We start from the raw sequence: 11,832 nt of genomic DNA, 5'->3' as shown, positions 1-11,832 counted from the left end.
ATTTTTTGCCTCGGCTCCCTAGGTATTGCCATAATTGTAATAATTTATAGTTAGTTCCTTATTCAACAATAAGCTTGGAACACTAATTTTATTTTAAAAGATTGGGTAGAAAATTTTACGCTTTATTATTGCCTTGCATTGCAGTGAGCATGCCTCCGTAAACTTGATTTAGCTTTTCAAGATTTTTAGCCAATGCGCCAATTTGCTCTTGCGTGCGTTTTGCGTCATCAGCACTGCTGATCAACGCCTGAGAGGTTTCGGCTAATTTATTATAGAAACTATTCATAGATGCCAATGAAGTAGTTGCTTGTTGCAATTTTTGCATATATTCTTCCGTGTTGGCCATACTATTACTTGCATTGCTAATCCTCGCAATGCTTGCCTCTAGATTTTTAAACCCTTCACTTAGTCTATCCATGGACGCAGGCGTGATGTCCGCGTCTTTTAACATGCCGTCAATGGCATTTAAAGAAGAGCCTTGTTTTGTCTTAGACAATTCAGTAGAATCACTATCAATGGACACGCCCATTTCATCAACTGCTTTAGGTGGCGCAAGCCAATAAAGCAATCCAAAAGTGCAAAACACCAAAGCCTCAGTGCCCAAACCTACATACAACCATGAATTGGGTTCTCCAAAAGGAGCAGTATGAGTGATTTTGAACAATGCGCCCAATAACACCGGGACGGCGGCGAAAGAATAAAAAATTTCCAATATCCTATCTATGGGCCTTACTTTTTCTACTGACATAATGCGAAAATTATTGTATAAAATTTATTTTAAGAATAAGAAAAATTAATCCGGAAAGTTCAATACCACTCTAAATCCAATATAGGAGTGGGCATTATCCATATCTTCATAAAATCTATTGCTAGTTGTGGTAAGGGCCGGTATATCTTTCCAACTTCCCCCGCATACCACTTTTCTCCTTTTAAACTTCGACTTCGAGTCATTATTTCCCCACTCTATATCCGGATTGAAACGATTTACAAAGTTTACACTTCCCTCATAAAAGGAGGTATTGGTCCATTCCGAAACATTGCCGGCCATATCATAAATATGATATCCGCCACGTTTATTACGAACCACCATCTCGGGGAAAAGCTTATTGCCTAACAGACCATCTTCTCGCGTTTTATTGCCTGCAGTATCATTTTTATTTGCTTTTACATCTGCGTCATTATCATTTAGACTGGCTGCATAAGCCCACTCTGCCTGTGTGGGCAAACGACAAACCCCATCATTGGGCATCTTTCTCTTTCTCTGCTCTTTGTAAACCCGTTGCTTTGTAAACCAGTCGCAATAAGCATTCGCCTGAACCCAACTTACGCCTACTACCGGGTAGTTTTTATACTTATCACTTGCATAATATCCTATTGACATGTGCTCATTATTGGCATAGCCAAAGTCTCTCATCCATACTAAGGTATCCGGATACACCTCAACATCCTGCCTATATACAAAATCTTTAGGGCTACGGCCTTCATTCTCCTTCTTCGCAGCCTCTTGATAATTAAAGCCCTCCATTCTGTAAACTAACTTGTGGGGATCTATTTGGGGGCGGTTACTAAGACTTTTAGATGGGTCAAGTAAGAGATTCGTAAGCTTAGCCATTATTGCAGGGTCGGAGTAGTTGATATGAGTAGCATATTTCCAATTAATAGCCGTATCGCCATCCTTTACTGTAATATATTCCCCCCCTAAATCAATAGCCGCTAAAGAGTCCCTGACCCAATTAGTAAACTCTTTGTATTGCGCATTAGTCACCTCTGTAGTACTTATATAAAAAGAACTTATTTTAACAAGATGCTGTCTGTCATACCCCGAACGGGCAGTATCAGCTGAATTAGACCCAATTACAATATTGCCTGCCGGTACATTGACAACGGATAAAGGCAGTCCATACAATTTATCATGCTTGCTGCCAACTAATTTTCTTATACGCAATACTTTCTGCGCCTGTACGGCAGCAGTACCTAAAAGTATTCCAGCTAATAAGAACCCAAAATATTTCCTCATACTTTTTTCTTTAATATCTACTTAAAAGTTCATTTTAAATCATTACCATGAATACAAATACTATTTCTTTTGGATAAAGGAAAAGGAATCCCCATCGAACAACCCTCTATCGCTCAACTTCAAATGTGGAATAACCAACAAGGCCATAAAACTTAATGTCATAAAGGGTGCCGACAGTTCGCTATGCAATTCTTTTGCCATATTGTCCAAATCGGCATATTTTTTTGAAATCTCATAAGCATCTCCATTACTCATTAAACCAGTTACGGGTAAAGGTAATACATCCATTTTATTCCCCGTAACACTAATTCCCCCTCCTGAAGAAATAATCGCATTTACAGCTTCGCTGATACTTTTATCATCTACACCTACTGCTACAATGTTGTGACTGTCGTGCGCAACAGAAGAAGCAATAGCCCCTTTTTTTAAACCAAAATTTTTAATAAAAGCCTTTGCTATCGGCGCTTCCAGGTAACGGTTTATGACAACCATCTTCAGCATATCTTTACTTACATCGCTTACCAGATATTCATTTTCCGTTTTAGGCAACAAAAATATTTTATTAGTAATTAATTGTCCGTCAAGGGCCTCAATGACAGGAACCTCCCCATTCTCATTGCGGAAGAAATCCGCTTTCTCAAAACGGAGATCCTCTATTTTTATTTTCCGAGCGGCAAAATTATTAATAATTCTTTCACGAATAGACGCAATACATGTCTGCCCATTCTGCGCCACAAGCTTCCCATCGATGTATGTTTTAAGTACCTCAAAGCTTTTTAAATCTTTAAGCAAAACGAAATCTGCCGGTTCATTCACACGCAATAGTCCCACATCTAATTTATAATGAAACACTGGATTGATACAAGCTGCCTTAACAATTTTAAAAATATCAATGCCTTTTGCTACAGCCCTTGAACATAGCTGATTGATATGACCCAAAACTAAACTATCCGGATGCTTGTCATCGCTACACAACATTATCTCATCTTCATAATCGTCCAACAAATCAATCAGGGCTTCAAAATTTTTAGCCGCACTTCCCTCGCGGATTAAAATTTTCATTCCATATTTTAATTTATCTAAAGCTTCTTCTTTCGTAAAACATTCGTGGTCTGTTGAAATCCCCGCATCAATATATTTTTTGGCTTCTTCACCACGAAGTCCGGGTGCATGACCATCTACCGGTTTGTTGAGCGAATAAGCATGGGCAATTTTCTTTAGTACCTCTTCATCACCATTCAATACGCCAGGAAAATTCATCATTTCAGCAAGGTATTTTATTTCATCCATCAACAACAATCCCTTTACGCCATCGCTATCAATGGTTGCACCTGCCGTTTCAAAAACAGTTGCAGGAACACAACTCGGGGCACCAAAATAAAATTTGAAGGGTGTTTTCTTCCCGTTTTCAATCATATATTTCACCCCCTCCATGCCGCATACATTGGCAATTTCGTGGGGATCACTTATCGTAGCAACCGTGCCGTGTGTAACAGCAACACGCGCAAATTCGCTGGGAATAAGCATACTACTTTCAATGTGTACATGTGCATCTATGAAACCGGGTAAGATATAGGGCAAGCTTTTATCAATGGAATCACCCAATTTTTTTATCACCATGATCTTTTTGTCGAAAGAAATTTCTGAAGGATAGATTTCTTTTTTGAAAGCATCGACGTAATTAGCGGTGATTATTTGCATAATGTATGATTTGAGCTGTACGGTCAATACTATTTAAAAAGTAGTAATTTAAAAATAGTAAGGTTAAAACTACAATTATCTTACCGAATTACAAGAATGCGGCCATGGAAAATGATTTTTTATCCCTCACGCCAAAAACCGCCAAATCATAAAGATGCACAAAGATACAAATCCGTTAAGCTGAAATAAAGGTCTAAATAAGGCAGGGTGCGTCGTAAAAAATTTCCATTTTACGCGCCTCCGCCATATGTATGTTAGAAAAACAAGCTACTGATAATTAAAATGAAGCATCATCAATAAACAAGGAAGCGATGAACTAGTTGAAATGCCTCGGCAATCAATCCGCCAACAAATCCGGTCTTCGGGTTTTTGTTCTTTCCAAAGATTGCTCGAAACGCCAATTCTCTATTAGATTAGGGTTTCCGCTGAGTAATATTTCCGGTACTTTCCAACCGCGGAATTCGGCAGGGCGCGTATAAACAGGAGGGGCCAAAAGGTTATCCTGAAATGAATCTGTTAAAGCGGAAGTTTCATTATTTAATACACCCGGCAATAAACGGCCTATAGCATCTACGACCACACTTGCCGCCAATTCTCCACCACTTAAAACATAATCACCAATAGAAATCTCTTTGGTTACAAAATATTGTCGAATACGCTCATCGATACCTTTATAGTGGCCACAAATAACTAAAAGATTTTCCATTAAAGAAAACTGATTCGCAATAGACTGGTTAAAGCGCTCTCCATCGGGTGTCAAATAAATAACTTCATCGTATGTTTTTTCTTTTTGCAAATGCTCGATAGCACTGGCCAAAGGCTCACACATCATCACCATGCCGGCTCCGCCGCCAAACTGATAATCGTCGACCTGCCCATATTTATTTAAAGCCCACTGGCGAAGATTATGTGTTTGCACAGTAAGCAGACCTCTGTCCTGTGCACGTTTCATAATACTATGTGACAATGGACTTTCCAACAATTCCGGTACAACTGTAATAATATCGATGTGCATTTTTCTAAGGGAAAAATTAAAAGTGAAAAGCTGCCCTAGTTTTCAATCGAAGGTTTTTCCTCCGTATTCTCTGATTGGGAGCTCATAATTTTTGTCTTTATAAATACCATTTGTTCAGCGGTCAAATCTTTCATCTTGATAAAATACGCTGCACGATTATAGCCAAATAACAAGAAAAAGTCTTTCGTTTGCTGCACATTTCCAAAATCCTTCCACCCAAATTTAGATTCTATACCACTCGCATTGAGTGTCAGTCCGGTCTCTGTGAAAGTATAATGTATAGAGCTTTGTAAGCCCTGATTACCTTTATAAATTCTCTTGGCACGCAACCAGACAATTAATGGGAAAAGGACCAAACAATAAACACTAAAACAGAACAGAAACCATTGTGTTCTTTCCGAAACAATACTTGTTGTAAAAAACCGTATGATAGATAAAATCAATAGCAAAACACCCATAATCGTAATGATTTGATAGAGCCTTTGCTTGTAGCTTAATCGTACAAAAAGTTTGCAATATTCTACCTGCGAAAGTTGCGTCGTTACTGAAAAATTATTCATTCATCTGTTTTTTTTTGTTATTTGTTACTCCTCCGATAAGAACTCATCGATATCCCTTTTGTCACGCTTTGTCGGGCGGCCTATCTTACTCAATCTTTTACCAGTGTGAAAACTGGGTGCGTCAAACGTAATTTTATCCAAAGCTTCCGGTGGCGTAATATCTTCATAATACTTTATTGCTTCTGAGTAGGCGAATAATCCCGCGACTTTTATGACCCATTTTCTCGCCTCGGTTTTCACGTCGTACACATCGCCAATACTGACAGTTTTAGATGCCTTCACGTTATTGCCATTGAGTTTAACCTTGCCATTATCACAAGCGTCCCCCGCTTGGCTACGCGTTTTAAATAAGCGTATTGCCCATAAATATTTATCTATTCTTAATTTCTCTTCCATAATCTTAAAATATTTAAACTGACTACTTCATCAGGCTTCAGACTGGATCGAAGCAACCCCTTCAACGCTATTTTAAAAATGAGATGATATGGCCCACCATATAAAAGAATCAAGGAACAACTTTTCACACTTCACTTATTAGGCCTCACTTATCTCTTTTTGGCTTCCTCCTTACTTTTTTAATTCCGCATAAAACTTATGGAAATACGGAATAGTTTCTATGCCTTTATAATAATTTTCTATATTATATTTCTCGTTAGGGCTATGTAGGTTATCACTGTCCAAACCAAAGCCCATAAATATTGTTTTACAATCTAAAATACTTTCAAACAAAGAAGTGATAGGAATACTTCCGCCGCCACGCACAGGAATAGGGGTTTTATCAAAAGTAGCTTCGATAGCTTTTTCCGCAGCCTTGTATTCGATACTGTCGATTGGCGTTACATAGGGATTGCCGCCATGGTGTGCAAAGGCTTTAAGCGTTACACAGTCAGGTGTTATTTTCTCCAAATGTTTTATCAGTAAATCGGTCATTTTATGATGATCTTGACCAGGCACCAAACGACAACTTATTTTCGCATGAGCTTTAGATGGCAAAACTGTTTTAGATCCCTCTCCCATATAACCGCCCCAGATGCCATTTAATTCAAGTGTTGGCCGTACACCTGTCCTTTCCAGCGTAGTATATCCTTTCTCACCCCACAGCTCCTTTACACCTAAATCTTTTTTATAATCACTTTGGTCAAAAGGCGCTTTATTTAATTTAGCACGTTCCTGTTGCGACAAAACTTGTACATCGTCATAAAAATTTGGAATAGTGATATGATTATTTTCATCGTGCAAGCTAGCAATCATTTGTGCTAAAATGGTAATTGGATTCGCTACCGCGCCACCATACACCCCACTATGCAAATCACGGTCAGGACCGGTAATTTCGACTTCAATATAACTTAAACCACGTACGCCCGTGTCCAAACTGGGGGTGTCTAAACTGATCATTGCAGTATCTGAAATCAACACCACATCGGCTTTAAGCATGTCTTTATGCTGCGCCAAAAAGGGTTCAAGATTATCGGACCCTACCTCTTCTTCTCCTTCAATAATAAATTTAATATTAAGCGGGACAGAATTGGTCTTGACCATTGTTTCCAACGCTTTTATGTGCATATAAAATTGGCCCTTATCATCCGCGGAGCCACGGGCATATATTTTTCCGTCTTTGATTACCGGCTCAAAAGGTCCACTGTGCCAAAGCTCCAAAGGCTCTACAGGCTGTACATCATAGTGGCCATAGACTAAGACGGTCGGTTTATTTTCGTCCACTTTTATTTCACCAAAAACGACCGGATGCCCTTTGGTAGGAAATATTGTTACTTTTTGGGCTCCCGCCTCTTCCAGTCTTTGTTTTACTTTTTGGGCACAAGAAACCATATCTGCTTTATTCTCCGGTTTCGCACTAATGCTGGGAATACGCAGTAATTCCAGCAATTCGTCTAAAAATCGTTGTTTATTCGTTTCTTGAAAGTTTTTCCATTGTTGCATAGTGTATAGTTTTACATGTATAATAATCGGGTAGCGAAGATAAGCGAATTAGTCAATTTGAAAATTGACTGATTTGCTAGCGGAATATTTTTGGATTTAGCCCGGTATCGAATGCTGTTTATTGACCAGAATATTCTCCAAGGTCCATTCTAATTTTTGTTTAAGGGCATGTTGGCGCACCTTGCAGTCCATTTTTGTACAAATGGTACAACTTTGGGGCGGGCGGCAATCATCTGTATGAACAAACATCTCCAGTGCATCACCAAACTGCGATTTAATAAGGTCACTAAACACATCCAGTTCAACTTGTGCTTCTTTTAAATTGAAATACCATGGCAATGTTAAATGGCAATCCACATGCAGGAGTGAACCATATTTTATAACGCGGAAATTATGAATATCTATCCAGTTTTCCCGGCGGTGGGCATCGAGTAAAACCACTATTTGGTTGAGGAGCTTCATATCGGCTTCATCCATAATGCCTGCTAATGATTTGCGCAAAATGCGGTAACCATTATAGATGACCATTATGCCGACACAAAGTGCAATCAATTTATCTATCCAATAAATTTTTGTAAACAAAATAATGACCAAGCCAAATACAATACCAATGGTTGTATAAGTATCTATTTGCAAATGCTTCCCACTGGATTGCAGTGCTAAGGAATTATTTTTTCGACCGATTCTTAAACAAATAAAACCGGCAACATAATTTACAATAGCAGTGGCAACGACTAAAGATAGGCCTGTGTCTAGTTCACCTACTACCGTTTTCTGTAAGTAGCTTTGGACAGTTTGATATAAAATTAATATGCCTGCGCCAATAATTAAAGCACCCTCAGCCGCAGCGGAAATAAACTCGGCTTTGCCATGACCATAAGGATGGTCCGTGTCACTCGGTTTGGCTGCTACATACAAACTAAAAAGGCCAATAAAACCCGCCATTACATTGACAATACTTTCTAAAGCATCAGATAAAATGGCCAGTGAGTTAGTCAAATACCAGGCTACCAACTTAGCAATAAACAACACAACGGATAAACCGCAAATCCATTTTTGTACATTGTAATTCTGTTTAGCTTTATCCATTGTGTAATAATGATGAAAATAAAATAATCTTGCAACGGTTTTGTTTTCAAAAATAATTAGCCTGCTTCCGTAAGGATTGGTTTTTCGGCCATACTAGACCTCCACCTATGGAAGATAGAGAATGCCAGGCTTTCCTGCTTTCGAGTCATAAATCCAGCCCTTCCTCGCGCCCCAACCTCTTTTATACGTCAGGCCAGAAAATATCAGCCACCCGTAAACTTTCTGCGCTTCAACACTCTATCAAAGTTCTCAATACAGCCATCTATCACCCATTCGTCGTTATGTAATTCTACAGCTACTATAGTTCTTTGTCAAACTTAGTTTTAATATACAATGCATACGATCATTCTGTCCCCAACGGCTTCAATATATCAATTTCCTCTATCCAAGCCATCTTCCAATCAAAATTTTGTAATATACCCTAATACAAAGCGCTTTCCTTACAATCAACAATATAACCGACGTACACTCGTCGCCCTATTTCCCAATATCAATAGTACTTTTTGTCTTTTTTGAATGAGAAAGTATTTTCCGGATAATTCTGCTTACTATACAAATCGTTTAAACTTCATCAAAAATAGACGCAATTTTATTTATTTCCAATAACGAAAGGGCGCATTATAGAAACCTGCGTGGTAGTGGCGTGTCAAAAAGAGTAAAAAATTAATCAGCTTGCTCTGTATTTTCTATTATTTCTTTTTTCTTAAACAACAACCGTATTTTCCGGAAAGATCTAAAATAGGCTTCATTATTGAATAGCTGTGAATCACGGATTGCTTTATAAGTTAGAAACAATCCGACTGGCAATAGCACAAATGTTGAAAGCCACATCCCCGCAAAGCAAGATAAAACTCCTTGACGGGCCAAACGTTCACCAATGGTATTGAGCAGATAAAATAATACGAAAAAGATAATGGAGAATACCAACGGCGAGCCTAAGCCACCTTTGCGAATGATCGAACCAAGTGGCGCACCGATCATAAACAAAATGATACAAGCAACGGAAAGTGTAAACTTTCTGTGGGCTTCGATCAGATGCGATCGAATACTATTTTGTAAGGACTGGTAATCTTTACTAATGAAATCAAGATCACTATTGGCTCTATTTATCTGACCCAAAGCTTGCATATATGCGAGCCTTTTTATGGAATCGGAAAGCGTGGCCAAATAACTGGTAGGTAATTTTTTTGCCGAATATTTCTGCCAGCTACTGTCCTGGTATTGAACAAACCCAATATAAGGAAGTAATTGATTATCCGTGCGTTTTTGATAGAAGCTATTTTGTCGCTTTAGTGAATCGATAGCCGGAATTAATTGTCTAAAAGTGAGCATCTGGGGGCTATATTTAAAGCCTTCTTCGCCACTCTGTTTTAACTTAAAACTCGACATATCGAGCAACTTTCTATAAGTTTTAAAATGCATTCTCACAAACTGGGTATTGTCACCACGACTAGAACCGGATTCTTCATAATGATAACCGTCTCTCAAGGTAAATTCCATGGAAAGCTTATCCGGTGTCATTTCCATTGTACCAGTTTTAGCGGTAAGCAGATTGTCTTGCAAATCGTAATTTTTCTCGAAAATAACGACGTCGCCTATATTCTTGCTCTCTTTATCTTTTTGTCCAACGCGTATGACAAAGCCTTCAATTTTATCATAGAAACTGCCAACTTTGATATTTAATGCCGGCTTCGAAGTAATGATGTCGTATAACATTCTTTCCCTCTTTAAGTTTACCACCGGTATAATATTGTTGGCAAACAAAAAAGCAACGCCTCCTAAGAAAAAAGAAACAAGTAATAAGGGGCGCATAAAACGCTCCAAAGAAATACCCGCAGATTTGATCGCGACCAATTCAAATGATTCTCCCAATTTCCCGAAAGTCATAATGGAGGAAAGCAACATAGAAAGCGGCAATGCCAGGGGAACGGTGATAGCCGTAACAAGACCGATAAATTCCATGATAGTAAAAAAATCTAAACCCTTGCCCACTAAATCATCAATCCAGAGCCAAAAGTATTGCATCACCAATACGAAAGTGGAGATTAAAAAAGTGGCAATAAACGGCCCTACAAAAGAGCGCAAAATAAGTTTATCTAATTTCTTTATCATTGATAAAAAATGAAACAGTTTATAAGCCTAGTGAACTACATTCATTTATAAATGCTCCCACAAATATGCCATTTAATTTTATATTGATTGCTTCGCTGGTTCGAATGATTGTCAAATTGCACCTATATCACAACCGAAGCTCAAAAGACAACTTCGGCATCAAAAATACAGAATAAAAACAGTTAGCAGAAAATACCTTGTTTTCTTTTGCATTGTTTTACAAAAAACCCCGCTTCTACAAAAGAAACAGGGCAAAATATTTTATAGGAATTCCCATTCTACTAACTTCCTAAGCGATGAAAAAGCTCCTTTACCTGATATTCCCACACCATGCTTTCATCTTTGATATCGCCTTTCTCTGCAAATGCATTAATTAGCAAAATTGTTTGATTGGAAACTTCCGCTGTTTCTATATTAAATTCGAAATATTCTTTTGGGTCTTCATGCAACCAGCTAAACCGAACGGATTTATTTTCTTCGGTCGAAATCAATTTCGCTTTCTCAGGCATTCCCCCACTCCAGGAAAAACTAAATACACCATCACGTTGATCTACCAAATCCGCAAACCATTCTTGAAGTCCCGCTGGTGTAGCCAGGAAATTGTATAATATATTAGGAGAACATCTCACCGGAAATTCTATAGAATATAGTTGTTTTTTTGCCATTACTAATACCTAATTCTTAAATTTATTGATAGTTGTTGGTTGCAATAATAGATAATTATTAACGGATATGTCCAAATTTTTAAAAATAATCTATAAAAATTATTTATTTTGTCATATAAGAATGGATTTTATACATAAGAAATATTTTAATTCCCGCCCAAAAAATTGATTATCATTATGTAACTTGCCCACTGCGGATTATATGAAAATTTTTTCTCCTACCATATCACGACTCGCCCGTATGCGCCACTGGCGCATTAAGGAATGGCTGCACCATCCGATAGCCTCTCAACGAGAAGTTTTACAAGATTTGGTCACACATGGACAAAATACATCTTTCGGTCGCAAATACGGATTCAATAGCTTATTTGATATTCGTAAGTTTAAAGCGACTGTGCCTATTCATGAATACAAAGATTTGAAGCCCTATATCAATCGTATAATGGAGGGAGAGGAAAACGTACTTTGGAATACGCCCGTTTCTTGGTTTGCCAAGAGTAGTGGCACAACGAGTGAAAAGAGCAAATTCATTCCCATCACCAAAGAAAGTTTAGAAGATTGCCATTATCAGGCAGCAAAAGATGTACTTACCCTGTATTATCAAAACAACCCAGAAAGTGATTTGCTTACGGGAAAAGGTTTAGTTATCGGTGGTAGTCATCAGGTAAGTCAATTGAATGAAGAGATTTTCTGCGGCGATTTAAGTGCTGTATTATTACAAAACACCCCTTTTTG

The 11,832-nt window shown here is 38.2% G+C and carries 11 protein-coding genes; 1 reads left to right on the top strand and 10 read right to left on the bottom strand.

The window, feature by feature from the left end; genetic code table 11:
• Positions 1 to 115: 115 nt before the first annotated feature.
• From ACQR30_RS06900 to ACQR30_RS06855, 10 genes are all read right to left on the bottom strand, one after another.
• Positions 116 to 748 (bottom strand): GldL-related protein, encoded by a 633-nt coding sequence (locus tag ACQR30_RS06900; RefSeq protein ID WP_429733184.1) that lies wholly within the window; start codon positions 746 to 748, stop codon positions 116 to 118.
• A 45-nt stretch (positions 749 to 793) separates the two neighbouring features.
• On the bottom strand, positions 794 to 2,017 hold the full coding sequence (locus ACQR30_RS06895) for a formylglycine-generating enzyme family protein (protein WP_429733181.1): 1,224 nt from the start codon (positions 2,015 to 2,017) through the stop codon (positions 794 to 796).
• Positions 2,018 to 2,077: 60 nt separating this feature from the next.
• Positions 2,078 to 3,718: an adenine deaminase gene (ade, locus tag ACQR30_RS06890; RefSeq protein WP_429733178.1), complete on the bottom strand. Its 1,641-nt coding sequence runs from the start codon at positions 3,716 to 3,718 to the stop codon at positions 2,078 to 2,080.
• A gap of 337 nt (positions 3,719 to 4,055) precedes the next feature.
• A complete protein-coding gene (gene trmD / locus ACQR30_RS06885) occupies positions 4,056 to 4,733 on the bottom strand; it encodes a tRNA (guanosine(37)-N1)-methyltransferase TrmD (RefSeq protein ID WP_429733175.1) in 678 nt (225 codons plus the stop codon).
• Between the two features lie 35 nt (positions 4,734 to 4,768).
• Complete coding sequence (locus ACQR30_RS06880) at positions 4,769 to 5,293, bottom strand: YcxB family protein (RefSeq protein ID WP_429733172.1); 525 nt, start codon at positions 5,291 to 5,293, stop codon at positions 4,769 to 4,771.
• 24 nt (positions 5,294 to 5,317) lie between these two features.
• Positions 5,318 to 5,689 carry an RNA-binding S4 domain-containing protein gene (locus tag ACQR30_RS06875; protein WP_429733169.1) on the bottom strand — a complete coding sequence of 124 codons (372 nt, stop codon included), beginning with the start codon at positions 5,687 to 5,689 and terminating at the stop codon, positions 5,318 to 5,320.
• A gap of 171 nt (positions 5,690 to 5,860) precedes the next feature.
• The gene (locus tag ACQR30_RS06870) at positions 5,861 to 7,231 is read right to left on the bottom strand and encodes a dipeptidase (RefSeq protein WP_429733166.1); all 1,371 of its coding nucleotides are present in this window, start codon (positions 7,229 to 7,231) and stop codon (positions 5,861 to 5,863) included.
• A gap of 96 nt (positions 7,232 to 7,327) precedes the next feature.
• Positions 7,328 to 8,320 (bottom strand): cation diffusion facilitator family transporter, encoded by a 993-nt coding sequence (locus ACQR30_RS06865; protein ID WP_429733163.1) that lies wholly within the window; start codon positions 8,318 to 8,320, stop codon positions 7,328 to 7,330.
• Positions 8,321 to 8,983: 663 nt separating this feature from the next.
• On the bottom strand, positions 8,984 to 10,432 hold the full coding sequence (locus tag ACQR30_RS06860; protein ID WP_429733160.1) for an LptF/LptG family permease: 1,449 nt from the start codon (positions 10,430 to 10,432) through the stop codon (positions 8,984 to 8,986).
• Positions 10,433 to 10,713: 281 nt separating this feature from the next.
• Positions 10,714 to 11,097, bottom strand: a complete 384-nt coding sequence (locus ACQR30_RS06855) for an START-like domain-containing protein (RefSeq protein ID WP_429733157.1) — start codon at positions 11,095 to 11,097, stop codon at positions 10,714 to 10,716.
• 202 nt (positions 11,098 to 11,299) lie between these two features.
• Between ACQR30_RS06855 and ACQR30_RS06850 the strand changes: the two genes are divergently transcribed.
• A partial coding sequence (locus ACQR30_RS06850) for a GH3 family domain-containing protein (protein ID WP_429733154.1) occupies positions 11,300 to 11,832 on the top strand: 533 nt, incomplete at its 3' end.

The sequence above is a fragment of the Arachidicoccus sp. genome (assembly GCF_050436765.1).
Classification (GTDB): Bacteria; Bacteroidota; Bacteroidia; order Chitinophagales; family Chitinophagaceae; genus Arachidicoccus.
Note: the sequence above shows the minus strand (reverse complement) of the source record. Positions and strands in the feature narration are given on the sequence as shown.

What these genes read in the sequence shown, in the direction of transcription:
- ACQR30_RS06900 (WP_429733184.1), bottom strand. Translation starts at nt 748, where the DNA reads ATGTCAGTAGAAAAAGTAAGGCCCATAGATAGGATATTGGAAATTTTT.
- ACQR30_RS06895 (WP_429733181.1), bottom strand. Translation starts at nt 2,017, where the DNA reads ATGAGGAAATATTTTGGGTTCTTATTAGCTGGAATACTTTTAGGTACT.
- ade (WP_429733178.1), bottom strand. Translation starts at nt 3,718, where the DNA reads ATGCAAATAATCACCGCTAATTACGTCGATGCTTTCAAAAAAGAAATC.
- trmD (WP_429733175.1), bottom strand. Translation starts at nt 4,733, where the DNA reads ATGCACATCGATATTATTACAGTTGTACCGGAATTGTTGGAAAGTCCA.
- ACQR30_RS06880 (WP_429733172.1), bottom strand. Translation starts at nt 5,293, where the DNA reads ATGAATAATTTTTCAGTAACGACGCAACTTTCGCAGGTAGAATATTGC.
- ACQR30_RS06875 (WP_429733169.1), bottom strand. Translation starts at nt 5,689, where the DNA reads ATGGAAGAGAAATTAAGAATAGATAAATATTTATGGGCAATACGCTTA.
- ACQR30_RS06870 (WP_429733166.1), bottom strand. Translation starts at nt 7,231, where the DNA reads ATGCAACAATGGAAAAACTTTCAAGAAACGAATAAACAACGATTTTTA.
- ACQR30_RS06865 (WP_429733163.1), bottom strand. Translation starts at nt 8,320, where the DNA reads ATGGATAAAGCTAAACAGAATTACAATGTACAAAAATGGATTTGCGGT.
- ACQR30_RS06860 (WP_429733160.1), bottom strand. Translation starts at nt 10,432, where the DNA reads ATGATAAAGAAATTAGATAAACTTATTTTGCGCTCTTTTGTAGGGCCG.
- ACQR30_RS06855 (WP_429733157.1), bottom strand. Translation starts at nt 11,097, where the DNA reads ATGGCAAAAAAACAACTATATTCTATAGAATTTCCGGTGAGATGTTCT.